The organism is Bradyrhizobium sp. USDA3516, assembly GCF_057651995.1.
Map to the genome: position 1 here is coordinate 165,817 of NZ_JBYGYN010000010.1, position 18,142 is coordinate 183,958.

14 protein-coding genes and 1 pseudogene are annotated in these 18,142 nt (G+C 58.3%); 4 read left to right on the forward strand and 11 right to left on the reverse strand.

Annotated elements, in window-relative coordinates:
* Nucleotides 1-720: 720 nt before the first annotated feature.
* The 5 genes from AC24YW_RS28215 to AC24YW_RS28235 form a co-directional block, all read right to left on the reverse strand.
* Nucleotides 721-1,725 (reverse strand): pectinesterase family protein, encoded by a 1,005-nt coding sequence (locus tag AC24YW_RS28215; RefSeq protein ID WP_487485775.1) that lies wholly within the window; start codon nt 1,723-1,725, stop codon nt 721-723.
* Between the two features lie 253 nt (nt 1,726-1,978).
* A complete protein-coding gene (locus tag AC24YW_RS28220; protein WP_487485776.1) occupies nt 1,979-3,277 on the reverse strand; it encodes a glycoside hydrolase family 28 protein in 1,299 nt (432 codons plus the stop codon).
* 1,248 nt (nt 3,278-4,525) lie between these two features.
* Nucleotides 4,526-4,768 carry a hypothetical protein gene (locus AC24YW_RS28225; protein ID WP_487485777.1) on the reverse strand — a complete coding sequence of 81 codons (243 nt, stop codon included), beginning with the start codon at nt 4,766-4,768 and terminating at the stop codon, nt 4,526-4,528.
* Between the two features lie 4,213 nt (nt 4,769-8,981).
* Nucleotides 8,982-9,188, reverse strand: coding sequence for a cold-shock protein (locus AC24YW_RS28230; protein WP_036030656.1), 207 nt, complete (start codon nt 9,186-9,188; stop codon nt 8,982-8,984).
* A 760-nt stretch (nt 9,189-9,948) separates the two neighbouring features.
* Nucleotides 9,949-10,149 carry a response regulator transcription factor gene (locus tag AC24YW_RS28235; protein WP_271595994.1) on the reverse strand — a complete coding sequence of 67 codons (201 nt, stop codon included), beginning with the start codon at nt 10,147-10,149 and terminating at the stop codon, nt 9,949-9,951.
* A 675-nt stretch (nt 10,150-10,824) separates the two neighbouring features.
* Here AC24YW_RS28235 and AC24YW_RS28240 point away from each other — a divergent pair.
* Nucleotides 10,825-11,367, forward strand: coding sequence for an isocitrate lyase/phosphoenolpyruvate mutase family protein (locus AC24YW_RS28240; protein WP_487485778.1), 543 nt, complete (start codon nt 10,825-10,827; stop codon nt 11,365-11,367).
* On the opposite strand, the pseudogene AC24YW_RS28245 reads toward AC24YW_RS28240, so the two are convergent.
* A pseudogene (locus tag AC24YW_RS28245) lies at nt 11,277-11,845 on the reverse strand (Wadjet anti-phage system protein JetA family protein); the annotation flags it as partial. The gene AC24YW_RS28240 and the pseudogene AC24YW_RS28245 overlap by 91 nt on opposite strands.
* A 68-nt stretch (nt 11,846-11,913) precedes the next feature.
* Between AC24YW_RS28245 and AC24YW_RS28250 the strand changes: the two are divergent.
* Together AC24YW_RS28250 and AC24YW_RS28255 are read left to right on the forward strand one after the other, a co-directional pair.
* The gene (locus AC24YW_RS28250; RefSeq protein WP_487485779.1) at nt 11,914-12,606 is read left to right on the forward strand and encodes a GSU2403 family nucleotidyltransferase fold protein; all 693 of its coding nucleotides are present in this window, start codon (nt 11,914-11,916) and stop codon (nt 12,604-12,606) included.
* Nucleotides 12,575-12,772 carry a GSU2403 family nucleotidyltransferase fold protein gene (locus AC24YW_RS28255; RefSeq protein ID WP_487485780.1) on the forward strand — a complete coding sequence of 66 codons (198 nt, stop codon included), beginning with the start codon at nt 12,575-12,577 and terminating at the stop codon, nt 12,770-12,772. The genes AC24YW_RS28250 and AC24YW_RS28255 overlap by 32 nt, the downstream gene beginning before the upstream one ends.
* A gap of 1,127 nt (nt 12,773-13,899) precedes the next feature.
* Here AC24YW_RS28255 and AC24YW_RS28260 read toward each other — a convergent pair.
* The gene (locus AC24YW_RS28260; protein ID WP_487485781.1) at nt 13,900-14,064 is read right to left on the reverse strand and encodes a hypothetical protein; all 165 of its coding nucleotides are present in this window, start codon (nt 14,062-14,064) and stop codon (nt 13,900-13,902) included.
* Nucleotides 14,065-14,507: 443 nt separating this feature from the next.
* On the opposite strand from AC24YW_RS28260, the gene AC24YW_RS28265 reads away from it, so the two are divergent.
* Nucleotides 14,508-16,700 (forward strand): hypothetical protein, encoded by a 2,193-nt coding sequence (locus tag AC24YW_RS28265; protein WP_487485782.1) that lies wholly within the window; start codon nt 14,508-14,510, stop codon nt 16,698-16,700.
* 208 nt (nt 16,701-16,908) lie between these two features.
* On the opposite strand, the gene AC24YW_RS28270 is transcribed toward AC24YW_RS28265, so the two are convergent.
* Genes AC24YW_RS28270 through AC24YW_RS28285 form a run of 4 tightly spaced genes read right to left on the reverse strand, consistent with a single transcriptional unit; the run spans nt 16,909 to nt 18,138 of the window.
* The gene (locus AC24YW_RS28270; RefSeq protein WP_487485935.1) at nt 16,909-17,283 is read right to left on the reverse strand and encodes a transposase; all 375 of its coding nucleotides are present in this window, start codon (nt 17,281-17,283) and stop codon (nt 16,909-16,911) included.
* A complete protein-coding gene (locus tag AC24YW_RS28275) occupies nt 17,252-17,695 on the reverse strand; it encodes a transposase (protein WP_487485936.1) in 444 nt (147 codons plus the stop codon). The genes AC24YW_RS28270 and AC24YW_RS28275 overlap by 32 nt, the downstream gene beginning before the upstream one ends.
* Nucleotides 17,664-17,858: a transposase gene (locus tag AC24YW_RS28280; RefSeq protein ID WP_487485783.1), complete on the reverse strand. Its 195-nt coding sequence runs from the start codon at nt 17,856-17,858 to the stop codon at nt 17,664-17,666. The genes AC24YW_RS28275 and AC24YW_RS28280 overlap by 32 nt, the downstream gene beginning before the upstream one ends.
* Nucleotides 17,851-18,138, reverse strand: coding sequence for a hypothetical protein (locus AC24YW_RS28285; protein ID WP_487485784.1), 288 nt, complete (start codon nt 18,136-18,138; stop codon nt 17,851-17,853). Before AC24YW_RS28285 ends, AC24YW_RS28280 begins: the two co-directional genes overlap by 8 nt.
* Nucleotides 18,139-18,142 lie beyond the last annotated feature (4 nt).

Sequence of the window (18,142 nt, forward strand, 5' to 3'; positions counted from 1 at the left end):
GTCTATCATGCTGCCGCTTGATGTAGGTCAGGTCGATGCTTGGAGTAGACTGGCTGCTAGCTCTCTACTGAAACCAGACGCATAGAAGCGCATGTCGTCGATCAATGTTCGGAGCTGTCGCGCACTTTTGCATTCTCCCATTTAGTTTTGACTTCGGGAACGATGAAAAACGACCATCATCCCGATCCAAGTGCTGCCTTTCCTCGCAAAGTGGCGCTTTGGACGCCATGGAGTACCTGTTGTCGGCAGCCGTTACCCGCGGCTCGCCCCGGCGGCGCCATGCAGGTCTGCTACCCTAACGCATGCTCTTGCATCAGGGCTCTCCTTGATCGGCACACTTGGAAATGTTGCGCGGCACTTGACATGAGAAGGAGTCCATTGACGGTGGTATCTTGAATGCCGACCGCCGGCGCCTGACAGGTAATTTAAGCCGACTTTGCCTGCATCTGAGCCTGAAGAATGACCTTCTGCGCTCGCTTGTGCATTCGATTTCGCCAATCTTCGACGGGTAGTTGGACAGGCTGCCAATAAGCGTGGGATAAGCGGATGATCGCATCCCGCCGCGAGCGATGGAGCGTCTTAACGAGCTCCTCTAAGCGTGGAGTGACAGCCGAAGCGCTGCCCCTCTCACACCCCCGGCAGTTTGGTTGCTGGACACCACTCTCCATCATGTCCGCTCTCTCCGTCATTCATCCGAGGATCGCCGTTGTTCCCTCACCGTCAGCGTTGTTTTGTCTTCCGTCGATATGGTTCCGCAGGCAGCCAATCTGTGGCACCCGCGAAGAACGCGGTCAGCGACCATTTCGCGGCTTCCCCATCTGTCAGTTGATGGGAGTAAGATTCGCGGCCTAAGGGGTTAGCCCCGACCCCGAAGGATCTATATTCGGCATAATAGCTCGTGCTCAAGTTGTTGGTCTTGCCCCTATCCCATTCGCGCCAGCCCTCCGGAATGACCTGTGCATCTATCTTTGTCGACAGAAAGACCACTGTGGCATACGGCCGCCAGGGGCGGCCAAGCGCGATATCGCGCGCGGCAGGGTCGGCGCTTAGAGTGCAATGATCAAAAACATAGCCGCTGTCCTCGTCCGGTGCTGCCTTGCTCTGAGCGGTAAAGACGACCGCTTGATTGGCGATGCCGTGCAACTCACATTTCCGGAACCAGGCCTTGGCGTTGCCAAATACGAAATCGACATGCCCTTCGATGTAGCAGTTCGAGAAGTATTGACGTGACATTCTGCCGTTTGGACCCTTGCCGGCAAGCAGCGTGTCCTGGGCGCCGAGCAGGCGGACGCGCGTAACGACGTCCCTGTCGCCGGTAAGGGATAGTGCAACCGCCTGGGAGGGTGGATTGGCCGGGTTGAGAGCGTAGTCGTTCTGGATGGTCAAATTCTCGAGCCGGAAGTCATCGCCATTGGCATCCAGCGTCGCCGACCGGGCGGTTCCTCCTACATTGATCGCGCCATCGCCATACACAATGACGGTATTCTCCGGCTTGCTACCAGTGCCTGAGAGATGAACACCGGATTTGGAGATTTTGACCTTCTCACGATAGATACCGGGCGCGATCCGAACATCTCCGCCTTCCGCCGGCAATGCGTCGATAGCTTGCTGCACGGAGTGATAGGCTGCATTCTCGGCATGCGACACCAACAGTGGCTGAGCGTATGCTGACGACAAGCAGAAACATCCCGTCAGAAGTGCAGCAGGGTGAACGAAAATACGCATGATCCTACACTTCGTTGAGTCAGCGGCACCTCGACGCAGTCGACAGAGCCTATCTCTGCGGGATAGCCGCAGCGCAGGGGCAACACATTTTTTCGCGCCAAATCAGAACCTCCACGTCACCTTCGCATTCCCGGCCCTGCAAACCGTCAGATAATTGCAAACAAGTCCGGACATGAGGCCAACCTTCGTCGGCACCAGTAATCTTGGCCCAGATGCTGAACTCACCACCCGAGTTCGGCGCCGGATGTAGTGCTTACCGATTGCTGTTGCGGAACGCCCTGGAACATACCTCCGAGCCGCGCAGCAGCGGTTTTGCAGCTTGTCCGGGCAGCGGCGGTGATACGTCAGAGTGTTTTGCGGTGACGTTCGCATGTTCAACTTGCCAAGTGGCGGAGTCGGCAAATCGGACATCTTCGAGTGTCACGTCAAGGGCATGCTCCTCGTCTACGCCGCGGATCAGCAACACACCGGTGTCGCCATGCACATGACGGAGAACGATTCGCCGATAGACCGGAATTCTCGTGCCTTGTGCGCGCGGATCATATTTTGTATCGAAAGCTAGCGGCCACCGGTTGCCCCTCAGGCACACGTACTCATAAGTCACGCTCTCGACCAGACCGCCTCGGCTAACATCGCTCTTGATGCGCAGGCCGGACGTCGTACCATCCAGCGTCAGATTACGCACCAATATGTCTCTGGCCCCGGAATTCACCTCACTGCCGATCGACATGCCATGCCCCCAGCCGAAATAGTTATCAATGATCGAGATATGGCTGCTTGAGCCATTGTCGCCGGCCTTGATTGCGACGTTGTCGTCACCCGTACGGATCAAGCTGCGGGTAATGGTCACATCCTGACTCGCGGCAACATCGATGCCATCGGTGTTGCGCGCATCCGCCGGTGAATCGATTATGAGGCCCCAAAACGTGGCACCTTGGACCCGGTTCATCGCGACATGAAAGTTGGGAGCGTTGCGCAAGGTGACACCAGAGAAAGTGACGTCCTGCGCATGATCGATCTGGATCAAGCGCGGGGCGTTCTGGTTGCCGCCCTGGGCTTGAGCGCGGCGCGCTAGCTGCCACCAGGTTTCCGCGCCGCCGCCAATTATTGCGCCCCCCTGACCATCGATGATGCCTTCTCCGTAGATGCCACCGCCGCTCGTTTTGGAAAAGCTGATGAATGGCCGGCATCCGCCGCCCTTTTCCGCAATACGACCACATTGTCCGAGGCCCTTGTCGTAAGCAGCAGGTTCGGGGATGGCGATCAGCGTCGCCCCGCGTCCGACCCATAACGTCACACCCGATTTCATCTCGAGTGGGCCCGACCGGAATTCGCCGCGCCCTAAATACACGGCGGCCCCGGAAGGACACTGGTCGATGGCATTTTGCAACGTGGTCGTATCTTGCTTGCCAGACGGCACGAGGCGCTCGCACACAGTATGAGGTGCAACAGGCTCGGTGATAGTCCGGCGGTCTTGCGCTTTCGCGGCGGGGAAGACAACGATGGAGGTGTGTATGAACAATAGGGCCAAGTTGCGAAAACGCTTTGTCATCGACCTCCTCGTGCTTTGTCAGGCATCCACGCCCGGTCCGTATGGAGCCGCTGGCTCGATCTAGCCGCCGCGCCCGTCACTGGCACGCGCAAGATGACATTTATGAGACGCAGCAGAGGCCCGGGCCGTGTACCTGCGCAGCAGCACTTTGCAGATGCGCAAAACACACGAAGCGTCATGCGATGGTTCAAAATCCGACAGCTTCGTCAATGGTCGGCCTTCTCGCGCCAATCAAGCGGGTCGCCGGATTCGGCTTTTTTGCATCTGAAAGTCGTCGGTGCCCAGTGCTTGCTCTTGATAACGATTTCGATAAGCGGCGCATCAGCCTCACTGGGAGCAATTGGTGTACGCCCAGGACCCGCCGAAGCCGCGGCACTCACCTGCGCCTGACCCCGACTGCTGCTGCTGAACCTCCGCGCTGTTCTTGAAGCGTCCGGAAAGCCATACCTGCGTGCTTGTTCTCCTTGAACACCGTATTGGCGAGCTGGTGTAGTGTACTGCCATCACTGACCTGGAGCGACTGGCTGCCCTCACCGGGGAAATCCGCCCCCTTAAAGCATCTGAAGATACTTCTCAGCCGTAGATGGTGAGAGTTTCCGACGAGTAATTGGACCGCTCACCATCTCGTGAATGTAATCATGATTCGCGCGCGAGACATTCGACGGCGGATTGCGACCGCAGCATCGAGGCAAGGCCTGCCACGCGCGCTGTATTCAGTTGCGGCTCAAAGGCATCTTCTTTCGCCAGTCTCGGCTGCTGATCGTTTAGTCAGGCGTGCTGTACCGATGGTGGAGGGGCAGCACTAGATAGGTCGAAATTGTGCGAGTGCACGCCCGCCTCCCGTCCAGGATCGATGGGTCTATCCGTATTGGAGAAGCTTTCGAAAAGCTGACGAGGTTACGGCCGGGAAGACGGATAAAACGACCGAACTGGCCCTGAGTAAGGGAGACAGCCCTTGACGTTCAATCCTGACATGTGCATGAGCAGCCCTCCAGACAGGAGGCTTTAGTCAACACCGCGGGGAGACGTCCCGCATGTGGTGTTACTCCGCGCCCCATCCGCCGGCCCAACGCACCGCGACCACCAAACCGCTCGGCATAACGGCAGGCCTCCAGTTCGCCCGCCCGGTCCGTAAAAATGACGCCTCGCAAGCCGGTCGGTACTCTCGCCGTTAACTTGGGTTACGGCAGCTTTCAATGGTCTCATGATCGCCTGGAAAACGCCACGGCAGCTTCCTGGTGAGCAGGATCATCGATGCTTCGCGGTTCGCGCGGTAGCGTCACGTATTGAATTGTTTGGCGCAGAATTGCGGTGCCGTTCATCGATCGGCAATGAGATTGCTCGACGCTCAAGCCTCAGCTCCAAATCCGCCAATCCTGCCTTACATTCGGCGACGACCGATTGGGCACGAAGCAGCTTGACCTTGAGCTCGTCCATCTGCCCGACTATTTTCTCAGGATCCCAATCGTCCTGCAACAGCTCATTGACCATGTGTGGTCACCGATGCAAGGCCGGCGCTTAGCTCCAAGAACCCAGGCTTGGCATCTCGCCGATACGGGCGCTTGAACCACGGGTTAAAGGTGGCACAAACGATCGTCCAGAAGCGTAACGTCTTAACCCCGGTGTGCACCATCTTGTTGAGGACCGCCATTGGTCGCGAGCCCGTTTTAGGACCGTCGGATTCTGGCTGGCAAAGCAAACGGCAATCCGAAGGTAGCAGAGTTCGCGATGCTGGCACGCGTTTTGAAAAGTGCATCAAGAGACCTCTGCCATTGATGAAGTGGGCACGTTTCATTTGAATACCTGGATCGGGTGCTGAAGGAATATCATGACCAAATTGGTGCCGTCACACATTCAAGCAACCGACATGCCAATGCCCTCGAGCATTTTCATAGACAGAATCATGTAGGTTTTCTCGCGCCATCTGGCTGTCCGCGACCCTATTTGTCGCGAGGAAACAACCGATGTCTTGAGCAAGACAGCAAAAGCCGAAACCACGAGTCTGTAGCAGCGCTCGCTACGGCAACCGTCGGCCAGAGTGCTCCCACCATTTTCGCGAGGACGTTGTGGCGTGAGCCGCAGTGGCGGGCGTTAACGCCAGACTGACGGTGCTGTGCGGCTGATCGGCAGTCGATCCGCAATGCAGAAGGGCGTTGGAGGCTCCTCGCAATCTGATGCCACGGCTGTTCACGATTCTGATCTCACGCTTAAATTCCGAAGCCGCGTTTGGCCCAGCCTGGTCGAAGATCAGTTCGTGGCCCGCTTGCATCCTACGTCGCGATGCTAGGCAACTGCGCCGCTCGGAACGGACTGTCTCACCTTCAGTCAGCATGGGCATCTTGGATGGCGTGGGAGATTGAACGGTCAAGCCTACAGTGAGTCAAGCACTCGCGTCCGAATATGCCAAGCTCAAGCCGATCTGGAGCCCGGACAATGTTCGAATGTCAACAGCGTTTCGGTTTCACTCTTCATCGCGCGTTCTCGCTTGCTTGCCCGATGAGAGGCTCAAGACCTCCGAAATCTCCCGCAATTGATACTCGCGAGCACGGTGGAGCTGCTCATTGCGGGAGCGAGACCGCCGTCCGAAGATCCATGTCTCGCGGAATAAGTCGCGCACGCCAACCGTCCGTCAAAGGACAGATCGCGATTTTCTGTCCCCGAGTTCTTCACTGACGAAGAACTGAGGGAGGCAATTGTAGCCGACAGCGAACCCGGTAGCGGAATCCATAATCCTTTATCCGCGGCTTAGCTCGAATGGACAAAACGAGCGGGAGAGTTGGTCGGATCAGCAGCCGAGGAAAACCGACGAGAGAGCAATCGCACGATGATCACTGGGGCGAGACCGCCCGTCGTGGCTGCCTGCCGTTCTTCCATGGGACGATCAGCAAGCGAGAATAACGCACGCGTTCGCGGTCCATTGGGAAATGGCCTACTTAAGCTGGGAGTGTCGCGTCTTTCTGACGAACTGTAGATTTTAGAAGTTAACCGGAGTCAGCCAGATGGCACCTCGCCAGATCACGCGCATCACAAAGCATCGCGAAGACAGCCATCGGCGTATTCAAGTCAGCGGCGCGCCGCTTCCACTGAATAGACGCAATCTAGCGCACGTATTGAGCTATGGTGACTGCCTTGTTTTCTAGAGGAAGCGCCGGTGAGATCATGGCCTTCAAGATGGGCGTTTCGGTGCTGTCACGCCAAGCGCTGACCTGCCCTACTCTCCGAATTAACTGAACCTTAAGCTTGCAGAGTGATCCGCTCAAAACGCGCGGCCCTGAGAGCGGGCCGCGAGTTAGGCCACGCAGCCGTATAGCGTTCGAGCAGTCCGCACCCGTTTGTTCCGGCGGCATTCGCACACAATCAACACCCACAACAGCACGACCGCTTGGGGGTCCGTCAGCCCAATCCGGACCGCACAGCAATTCAACGAGAAGGAGCGGCATGGTAACAACGCTTTCTCCATCGGGCTCATTCACCAAGATACTCAGCCATGCCAGGCTCCAAGCGCCCACAGGCAAGCGACCGTGATTGCGGTGAAAACGAGTACAGCGCCAATTGCTAGCGCAGTTTCTTTCGTCGGCTTCCTTCTATCGCACGGACCACCCACCAGACGTGGTATGTGAAGGAATTCCTTCGCCAATCGACTATCTGGACACCATTGTCCGTCACTCTCACGGAGAAGGGGGTTGAGGTGCAATAATCGAGGCCGCTGTAGAGTCGTGGGCACTTGGGCCTCAGTAACCAATGCGACTCAGCACCGAAGTGATATATACTCGGCAGCGCACCGGCGATGTGGCATTTACTTTCAAAGTCGTAACCGTTTGTTATGCTCCCGGTTACGCGGACGCTGATTCTGTTGTACCTGCGGCCTTCATGTTCGTACACGCTGAGGACTTCGCGACCGAGCGCATGAGCGAACGCGATAGCCGCTGAAGCCGCTCGAATACGTTGCTCCATGTTGCCTCGCGAGGAGTAATGAGGCGGACCCGAGATGGCCTTGAAACATGTCAGGCCCGCCCCAGCATCACCAGCCCCTGCAAGACCGGTGACGCTCACTGCACCCAAGCAAGCAACGTGCCTTTCTTCCAAAGGGCGCACCTCCCTGGTTGTGTATATTTGTCGAGTTTGTCCTATTTTGTTCTGTCTCAATGTCCATCAGGACGCAAAATGTTCGCAACCCGACATTCGCGTATCAACGTTGAACTCAAGGGCAGGTAAGCTCGCAATCGCACAGGAAGGCGATCGCATCGCTCCGGAGGTACCGCTGACGCTTGCAGTCTACAACCCTGCCGATCCCAAGCAGGGATGGGAATTACTATTCTGAATAGCGCCGACAATAAGCTGTGCATCGACAACAAAGCCACGTCACGAAAGATGGCAATCCTACTTGGCTCTGCCAATTCAAAGCGTCAGTTGCTCAGCAGTGGAATTTTTTACCCGTAATGGACCTTAGGGTTGCAGGGTGTCTGCCTCAAGAGGGGCGACGATTCGCGGCGCGCATAAACCGAATTCCGCTGATTACTCGCAAGCTAGAGTATCGTATGATCATGCTGCAGGCGCAAATCCGAATCGTAACGCGAGGCACGAAAATGAGTTCATGGGACGGACTTAGCCCCCATCATTCTCGGTGTCTGTCCGCCCTCCTTGGCGCTTGCGTTATCAATCGGCTTCTTCAAATCAAGCAGCATGTTTTTGCCCCAAATCATTGACGTTTCATTTTCCCCAACGGGAGTACCGAGAGCGGCAAAGCCGCCGCGGAGTGCTTCAGCAAGTTTCAGGTCAGGATAGTGACCCAGCCGAATATTGGTGCGGTTGTTTGACCACGACCCAGGTCTTTCGACTCTTGCGGACACGCAAGGCAAAGGCCGGCGTCTTCCGGTCCATATACAGACCGGGCTTCAGTGACTGAACGGTGAGATCTGTGAGTCCAAGAATTGGTACGATCTGGCACGCCTCTCACGTGGATTGAGGCGGACAACCATGCCGAAGTATATGTGGGTCGAATTCGCGTAAACCACTTGCACGAAACAGGGTTTACAGGCGCTCTGTGGATTGGTGGAGTGGCTTCACACAAAACATTGGTAAGCTGGCGGGCAGTTGTCCTGAACAATTGCGTTTAGGATTATGGTAGCCCGTGATCGGCAAGACCGAATGCGGCAACTGGGGCATCGTCTTTTTTTGTAGCCAGCGGCAAAGCCCGTCAGCTTCTCGCAAAGTCTCCGGTGTAGCGGTGCTGTCCTTGACAGAAGGAGCAGAGCGTGGACAATCCTCCGCGTCGAGCCGTTGATGGAGGTCCAGGACGAGTTCGTGCCTCAAGCGGCGCATGCCAGGCAATAAGTTCCGGACCATCTTCAGCAGGCAGTTCAGGCAAAGCAGACGCGCCAGACTCTTCGCCAGAGCACGGTGCGGCGCTATGCTGACGCGCCTTTCTAGCTCGGCTCTCGTGATGAAACAATCACCGCACTCGAACCACAATCACTACCAGCCCGCACCGAGAACTATTTGTCACGGGACCGACGGCTCTGCGCCGACAGCGCTTCACCGGTGTCGCAATCCCAATGCCTGGACGGCGCACGCCTCGGCTATGTTGCTTCAGCTGAGAAGGGGAGTGGTCACGTCAGCAAGACCTCACCATTAGCTGACAACTATCCTCATCAACCCGAGACAGAGACCCCGCTCTCGTCCAAGACGTCATTCGGCGTTCGGATCAGCCAACCCGGAGATCTTCAGCTGAGATCTTGCCCGTACGCCCGGCCTTGGGCTGATAACTTACGCGGGCCCCCTCTTCGAGAGTGGTGTAACCGGCCTTTTCCACGGCACTGACGTGCACGAAGACATCGGGGCCTCCATCCTCGGGCCTGATGAATCCATAACCCTTGGTCGGATTGAACCACTTCACAATACCCATTGCCACGTCGGCACCTCCATAGTGAACCGTTGTGATCTAGCGAAGAGTCTTCCGGCCATCAAGAGCAGCGGCAAAAGACATCGCGCCATGGATGCGAAGGTCTCGTCTCATTTTTCTGTCGGATCGCCTAGCTGTCGCCCAATATGCAAACGCTAGAAAGCCCCTGACGCGACCGCACTTCGCTTCCATTCCTGTGCATCCGGATGGCGATTTGACCTTCGCTTCAGTTGCCGCGGCGAACGGTTCACAAGAGAGTTGCACGCATCGAAGACGCCCCAATAATTAGAAAAACACGACGTCTGCATTGATGGTCCGCGAAGTATCGGTCACTAAGCCAGCAACGTTTCGTGAGAATCACCCGAACTGGTTAAGCGCGCAGAGTCATAGTTCGTGCAACGTCTACCAGCAACGTGTTTTGGAAATGCGTCTGCCGACCATCATTGCCGACTTAAGGTCCGGCCCGCGCCGTCCGAGCCGCGTTTGGGTGATCACAGTTTCAGCACGCCAGCCGCTATGATCCACCACACTTTAGCTTGCGACACGTATACGCCGCTAGGCTGGCAAACGGAGGACGAACATTGGGACCCCACCGACCGTCCAGTTTCAAGGGTGTGATGCGCGTGCGCCGTTAGCTTGATTACCTTGTCCGCGTTGCGCCTCACCGCAACAATCAGCGATGACATGGAAGCACGCACTGTTCATAGTATCAGCACCTCTATCATCGCTGTCTGCTTGTATTTCGCAACAGCGCCACCGAAACCGCGGCTTAAAGAAGACCCAAACGCCGCGCCTTGACGACGCACTGCGTCCGGCTGGTGGTTTCCAACTTTCGCATCGCATTCTTGACATGAAAGTTGACGGTGTTCTCGCTCACGTTCAGGATGACTCCGATCTCCCAGGATGACTTCCCCTGCTCGATCCATCGCAAGCACTGTTTTTCTCGTTCCGACAGCACAACCTCTTGCACATCCGCCAATGATTTTCTCCTGGATTCGAGAGAACAGGAATGGCATCAGCAAATGCCATACCACTCAGTGGCGCCCGCAAAGTATCGGCGGATCAGGACAAGTTCTTCGGCGAATGCCGTTCCATTCGCACGAGGCTGCCATCCTGCTGTAGCCCTATCGACGGGCTTTCGACATTGTCGCCAATCCGACGGCGGCATTACGACAACCGTGACTGTCGATAGTTGCGTCTAAATCTATGTGAGCTCTAAATCTATGTGAGCCGGATATCACCCTTTCCCTAAGCACTCCTCCCCCGAAGGAGTGTGGGAATTCTCTCTCGGGACGTAGCACGGGCTCGCGAACCCAGGTCATTCATTTTGCATCCGAAGCCCTTCTTTCCAGCCTTAGGCGCGAGGCCAATCAACCCATAGCGAAAGCTCTGCGTTCGGCGCCAATCCTATGGCGATCATGCAAGCCTTTGCGGTCCCAATAAACTACCAATGCTGGTCATTGAGCGGCATCACGCCGAAAAAAATATGAGCAGCGACGTTGGTGGCAATCTAGGTCGGCTTACAGGATTTAGACATGCAGCATCAAGCACGAGCCGTTCGGTCCACCGCAGGTCAATAACGCGCGCGGCCCTCGCCTGTCGAAATGCTTCAAGCCCAGGTCTGCTCGAATGATGAGCTCTCGTTTTGATCGAAGCCCATGATGGCCTTTCCGCCACAATCGCCCAGCGCTCAGGATTTGCGGGGCTCTGGGCGTCTGGTCTGTCGATTGCCAGTTCGCTGGGCTATCGTGATGCCAATGAAGCTTCATGGAGCCAGCTCGTCCAGAGCGTCGAAGGCATGGTGGACTCGACAGAGCTAGCTGTGCTCGTCGACGGGGATGGCAGCTTCGGCAATTTCAACAATGCTCGCCTCCTCGCACGCAAACCTCGTCAGGCTGGCGCGGCGCGCGTCTTGCTTGAGGACAGCTGCTTCCAGAAGCTGAACTCGCTCATTGGTGAGCGGCCTCCGCTCGCCGATATTGATGAATTCTGTGGGTCGTCTGCAGGCTGTAAAGGATGCAGTCGCGTGGCCAGGATCGCGGCGCTGATTGCCGGGCACGGATTGAACGAAGTTATGCTCGATTCGATTGTCGCCTTGTGGTACCTGCCGTCCCGCAGTAGGGCATCCAGGTGTCGCACCAGGTCCGCCGCCCGGCCGACGAGTCCCTGCCCGCCCCGGTCGGCGTAATTAATGGTGTTGCGGACCCGGGCTTCGAGCTGCCTGCGGAAGGCCTCGATCCTGTCGAACATCTCCCCGATCTGATCGAAGATGCTTTCGATGGCCAGCAGGTCGTCGGCAGCGGCCATTCGACCGTCGTCGAGGTCGGCTGCCATGCTGGAAGCTGTGTACTCCTCGGCGAGGACCTGCATGGTTTCCGGGGTGTAGGAGATCCTCCGCGCGCGATCGACGATGGCGCTGCGGAAGCGGGACGGATGGTTACCGGTGAGGATGGATTCGAATTCCTTCAGCAGGAGTCGACGAACTCCTCGAAAAAGGCTTCCAGCCGGGTAGCGACTGTTTTCGACTCCATGACGGTCCGTCGGACGCGCTTCAGATCGGCCAGAATGGCCCGCAGGCTCTTAGTGAACTGGTCGGCCTGATTGCGCGCCTCGCGGACGGCGATTGCGGCTTCGCGCTGCTTGCGGTCGATGATCTCGGGCCTCAGTTTTTCGACGGCCTCCGTTAAGACGGATTTGCACGATCAAGCCGCCGAATCGCTGCGAGAGATCCTTATTGAGGCTCGCGAGCCGCTCCGGAAAACGGACCTTTCTCAAAACAGAAGCGAGCCAACCGCGAACACTATTACTAGAAGACCTACGCGCCCTCGGTGGCGAGGGACCGGCGAAGACGACCCTCAAATATGTCGGTCCGACCGATGATCCCGAGATTGCCTTCCAGCGCACCATGATTGGCTATAGCGCGCGACGCGAGCTGGCAGCGAAGTTGAGGCGGGCCGGCTACCCTGCCCCTCCCCAAATGGAAGGTCTCGTCGTCAACGAACTCGCGCGCGCGGGACTTTTCCGGCTTCGCGCCACGCTCGTCGGTTCGATGGCCTATCGGACATACAGCGGCGTAGTCGGCCTCAAGCTGCCCGACGAGCTCGTGACGACCGAGGATATGGACATCGCGAAATTCTACGGCATCTCGATCTCGATCGATGAAAGCATGCCCGACATCGAAGAGATCCTGAAAAAGGTGGATCCGACATGTGCGCCCTCATTCTCGCCCGATGAAACCAAGCTATTCAGCGGTTTTGCCAATGCCACCGGCTTCAAGGTCGAATTCCTTACACAAAACCGTGGCGACGAGGACTACTCCTCCAGACTGACGCAGATGCCTCCATTGGGGCCGTCCGTAGGAGCGCAGGTGTTGCGGCTCCTAGACTACCTGATCCATGAGCCCCATCCGCTCTGTTGTCTTGCATGACACCGGCGTTCCGGTCCTTGTACCGGCCCCGGAGCGCTATGCCGTCCACAAACTGATCATCGCGACCAAACGGAATGTGTTCTTTGCGGATAAGGCCAAAAAGGACATCAACCAAGCTGGCGCGCTCATTCAACATTCAATGCCGTCAAACGTAGTAGCGACTTAGGCTTTACGTGGATGGAAGGGTGGGAACGCGGAGCCAGATGGCGACGATGGTTTGGTGTTGGCGCCCTGCATCTTTCGGATGATACTTTCGACACGCTCGCGAAGGGCGTCGCCGAAGCGGCCAAACTCGGCGGCAAGCCGGCAGAGGAGTACGGGCTTAAGGGAGGCAAGGAAGGTCTTCTGGCGCGCGTTTCAATTGCGAATCCGACGGCGTCGCCAACGCCGTGATGCCAATTCGACATGTCGACGAGGCCCTCTCGCCCATCATCGGCGACGGCCCCCGCAAGCCTTGAGCGCAGATGTGCAGCCACGTTTTCCGGCGGTGAGGCGGCTCGGGTTTGTCGCGACATGCGTCTGTTCCTAGCATTACAGTTGCATTTTTCGTTTGAGGTGAGCGCGCCGTGTGTCGGCGGCCTGGTGAGCTCGCCGCCAGAGCGACCATGCGAGAACACGGTCGATTGAGATGCGCCGTTGAGCGAGCTTGATAGCGATGCGACGGGTTTCCTGGGTCGACCAGCGACGCCGCTCACGATCGAAGAAGCCCGGATCGAGGCAGTAATCGTCCGCACCCTTGAGACGAAACCGCCCAACACCACTCACTGGAGCTCGCGCAGCATGGCGAGGGCCAGTGGACTGTCGGTCTCGACGGTACAGCGGATATGGCGCACCTTCGGCCTGCAGCCACATCGGTTGGAGACCTACAAGCTTTCAAACCATCCTAGCTTCGTCGCAAAGTTCGCGACGTCGTCGGCCTCTACGTAGTCCCGCCCGAGCGAGCCATCGTGCTGTGTGTCGGCGAAAAGCCGCAGATGTTGGCGCCGGATCGGAGCCAACCCTCGTTCCGCATGCGACCTGGTCAGGTGGAACGCCACAGTCACGACTACAAGCGCCATGGCACGACATCGCTATTTGCCGCTCTCGACATCGCAACCGGCCGGGTCATCGGCAAGTGTTACGGACACCACGGGCCACAGAATTCCGCAAGTTTCTGATGAGATCGAAGTCGCCGTGCCGGATGATCTGGACGTTCATCTCGTCAAGGACAATTAGGCAACCCATAAGACGCCGCTGATCCGTAACTGGCTGGCCAAAAGACTGCGCTGGCACGTCCATCTGACGCCAACCAGCTCATCCTGGCTCAATCAGGTCGAACGTTTCGTTGCCCTCATCACCGAGCGCAAAATCAGGCGCGTACCGCAGCGTGGCGGAGCCACGTACTGAGATCACGTCCTTCATCGAACAGCACAACGCCGTCCCCTGCCCATTCCGATGGACCAAATCAGCTGACGACATTCTCAGCTCCATCGAACGCTTCTGTGTCAGAAGGCCTAAAAGGCCATGAACTTCTGGTTTAGGACACTAGATTATGCGCGATGTCCCGCGTACGGATTTTCGCCCGAAACGTCCGCGCGCCTATTGCTGCGCCGATCGCGGGCAAATTTCCAGAGGAAAATGAACTCCCAACGCAAGGCTGTCGAGTGGCGGTGTGCTGCCCCCAGCGCGCTCGCGAAAATTTCGCGCTTCAGGCTACGGTCATGTACCGCAGGTGATGATCCCGCAGCTGAGGCGGTTATCCCGGCATCACTGTCTTCAGCAGCACAGCAGCTGCGATGGGAGTGGACCCGAGGCGACATGGGCTTGTGCATCGGGAAAAACGCTCTTGGTCAGCTACTCGTCAGCGAAGCGGTTTAGCCAGGAAGGCTGCGCATTCTCGACTCTTTTATCGGAGATAAAATATGACGGGCATCGGCCGAGCTGGCAAATCGTACGTTGGAGCTGCAGGAGCCGACAGCACTGGGGTATCGAGCAGTTCGAGCCTGGAGTTCGGCCTCGTCCGTGGGGAACGCAGTCAATCTTTCGAGGCCGTCGTGGAGCGGATGCGCTCCGGGCCTCAAGATAGAACCGCGCCGCTCGTGAACCGGCAACCAACTTCGGATGTGGCGGCGCCAACACGAGATGAGGTTAAGGCAGCAAAGCGAACGTTGGACAGCCTGCTTGAGGACCTCAATACTTGTCGTAGGGCAGCCACGCACGGCCGGACCTTGTCCGAGAGGCAAGAGCTGATCGATCAAGTCGTTAAAGCAGGCTTAGCAGTTCTGGACTACTACGCTGCTCTGCCCCCAGGTTTGGCGCGGCGCATTCTGCCCGACAATCGGGCTCGCCAGCTCCGCGATGAGACGCTGGGCGCGGCCGACGAATGTAACGCCGTGGCTGCTGCGATTTTCGATGACCTGGAGAAGAGCAGACATAAAGCAGCAGCCCTGCTCGGCAGGATCATCCGCACCGCTTCGCCTGACCAGCTGAACCGCGTGCTTTCAGGCGTGGAGCCCTACTATGAGCACTGCATGGAGTGGTGGAGAAAGAGGGCATTGCGCTCGGAGCGGATGCAGTCCGTTTGCGCGGCTACTGCCGAGTTACCAAGCAGCACGCCCGAGTTGCGGAAGTCCGAAGAGGCCGCGCTACGACTGCATACCGGCTATGCACTCAACACGAAGTACAAGTATCTGGAATCGCAGATCACTCTCGCGCAGCTCTCCCTAGCGAGCAGGTTGGGACCAGCCGTCAAAGACGCCCTTATCGATGGAGACGGGCGGGTGCGTCTGCTCGGGACCTTCATCGAGGATGTTGTTCCGGCATTGGCCTCGACGGCCGAGGCCGTGATGAACCGCAACGGAGCGCCGCTTGACGCTGAGCACCGCGACGTTCTGGAAGGAGTCATGGAGCGGCTTTCGGAATTTGCATCAGGAGTGAGCGGCATGATTGCCAGCCTGACGGACGCCGGAGCGGGAGCCGATCTTCCGTTAGAATTGCTGGATCAGATAGTGGAAGGTGCGTGGCTTACAGCGGACGAAGTCATGCGGCTGCTGGCACTTCAGCCAAAGACGCCAGCCACGATTGAACCGCCGGCTTGGGCTGTGCTGCCGGAACATACTGCCGGGGTGGCCGAAGGCACTGCAGCGCGCAGGAAGGGCAAAGGCAGGCGCGCAGCGGCCGCAGGCGAGGGGAGTTCGACAGCTGGGGGCGCTGAGCCGCAGCTCGCCGGGTCCGACGCTGGCACGGGCTCAACACGCAAGGTTATCGTACTCTCGGATTTGGGTACAAAGAAACTCACGAGCGCGGAGGAGGCCCGCGCGCGGGCGTCATTGTCGGCGAGCGGAAACCTGACGATGTGGCAGGCTCCGCCCTCCAGAGAAGCCCTGACGGGACTGCTCAAGCGATTGGACGAGCTTTTGCAGTTCGATCTGCCCGCTCAGCAAAGCGCCGTCTCGCAAGCGCGTCAGATGAAACCCGAGGACGCCGACCACGTCCTAAATATCGTCGTCGAGCGCCTCCACAGACAGGCCGCCGAGATCGAAGCCTGTGTAGCCGCGTTGGAGGAGCCTCGTCGAAGTGGCTTGCTCACGCCCGCGCAAGTGCCCGAAGTGCACGACAAGATAGTCCGGCTCAAGACGATGTATTCCGAGGTGCAGGGACAGGCAAACTCATTGAAGAGGCAAAGAGCCGCGATCATGATCGATTGCATGAAGAGCTACGGCTTTCCCTCGCAGAAATACCTTGACCGGTTGCGGGCGGCCGCGGAGTTGGAGCCTCCGGATCAACCGCGCGCGTTGAGCGGCGATCCGGGGACGCTGTTCGAGATTAAGCTGCGGCCCAAGGCACTGCGCAACGGTGCGCCGGCGAATCCGATGTGGGTGCACATTCATACGAAGCGGCCGGTACATGCGTGGCAGTTGGCGACGGCGGCTGACGCCGACTTCGCCGCTTGCCATGTGAAATCCAATGAACAGCGCGGCTACAATCGGCACTGGCAGAGCGCGCGAGCCGCGATGGGGCACGAAAACGTCGTGATCCACCGCGGCAAGCTCACGCCTGCATTCTGTAGGTCCTTGTTGAACAACGCAGTTAGCAACCTGTCCGACGTCAGATAATTTGAGACTGATTAGGCTTTTCGCGAAGAGAGGCTCTGGGCTCATCTAAGTTAGCATTACAGTTGCATTTTTCGTCTGAGGTGAGCGCGGCGAGCGTCGGCCTGGTGAGCTCGCCGCCAGAGCGACCATGCGAGAACACGGTCGATCGAGATGCGCCGTTGAGCGAGCTTGATAGCGATGCGACGGATTTCCTGGATCGACCAGCGGATCAGGAACGATGTTTGGTGCGCCGGCGTCGCGTTTTTTTGAACGCTGGCTCAGCATTGGCCCGATGACGGATGACGGCCATCATGGCGAAGGCCAGCATGACGAGTGAGACATGGCGATGCCAGCCATGCCAGGAGCGGCTTTCGTTGTGATCAAGGCCGAGCTCGTTCTTGGCGGTTTCGAAGCTGTCCTCGATGGGCCAGCGATGGCCTTCTACCGACACCAGCTTCTGCATGGAGGTGCCCTTGGGGCACCAACTGGAGAAGAAGGCCAAGCTGCCGTCGGCGATGTTGCGGCGGATCAGAAGACCCCGCGTCCATTCCCCGGCACGGTCGTCGTTGTATTCACTGACGTCGAGATCGGCCCAACTCGAGATAGGCCCAGTCGTGCCAGCGCGGACCTTTGGTCCCTCCGCCGGACGACAGGCGGCGCCAGGCCTTCTTGGGAAGGTTCTGCGCTATCGCGGAGCGGTGCCGGCGACAGGCTGCGGCTTGCCCCAGGAACGGAACACGTGATTGGAAGCAACACCCAGAACATAGCCTTTGCCCGCCTCGCGCAGGCAGGGTTTCGATCTCGCCCGTGCCATACATGCTGTCCGCCGCCACGAACGCGAACGGCGCCTTTGCGGCGATCGCACGAGCGATCATTCGACGCGCGATCTTGGGTTGGTCGCAAAGCCCACATCGCTCGGTACATGCGGTGCTTTCAGGCGAGCGGGGGGCGTCCGTCCATTCCTTCGGCCGGTAGAGCGTGCGATCAATGAAGGCATGGCCATGCCGCGACACCACAGGAGGCAAACACTGCGATCTGGCAATTGGTGATCTTGCCCGCCGAGCCAGTGTACTGGCGTGCGACGCCGCACGACGCCTTGCCCTGTTTTAAAAACCCGGTCTCATCAATAACCAGAACCGCGTCCTCATCGGCAAGCGTTTCCAGCGCGTACTCACGCAACAATGTCGCGCAGCGCGTCGGCATCCCACTGCCCCCGACCCAGGATCGCCTGCTGGCGCCACGGGCCTGGATCGCCGGCCGCTTCAGCCCGCATCCAACGCGTCTTGCGCGGCTCGTTACCCAACAGTCCGTGGAGAAACCGCCACGCCGAGGCTGCCACCCGCTCCTGCGTAAACAGCGGACGGAGGCGTTGCTTGGCGTCTCGCAACGAGGAAGCCCACAGCGTCAGCGTATCTTCAACCGACGCACCACCAATCATCAGATCCCGAATCATCGTCACCCAT

Excerpts from the sequence above, each read along its gene's own strand:
- AC24YW_RS28215 (WP_487485775.1), bottom strand. The coding sequence starts at position 1,725 with ATGCGTATTTTCGTTCACCCTGCTGCACTTCTGACGGGATGTTTCTGC.
- AC24YW_RS28220 (WP_487485776.1), bottom strand. The coding sequence starts at position 3,277 with ATGACAAAGCGTTTTCGCAACTTGGCCCTATTGTTCATACACACCTCC.
- AC24YW_RS28225 (WP_487485777.1), bottom strand. The coding sequence starts at position 4,768 with ATGGTCAATGAGCTGTTGCAGGACGATTGGGATCCTGAGAAAATAGTC.
- AC24YW_RS28255 (WP_487485780.1), top strand. The coding sequence starts at position 12,575 with ATGAGCCCCATCCGCTCTGTTGTCTTGCATGACACCGGCGTTCCGGTC.
- AC24YW_RS28260 (WP_487485781.1), bottom strand. The coding sequence starts at position 14,064 with ATGTCGTCAGCTGATTTGGTCCATCGGAATGGGCAGGGGACGGCGTTG.
- AC24YW_RS28265 (WP_487485782.1), top strand. The coding sequence starts at position 14,508 with ATGACGGGCATCGGCCGAGCTGGCAAATCGTACGTTGGAGCTGCAGGA.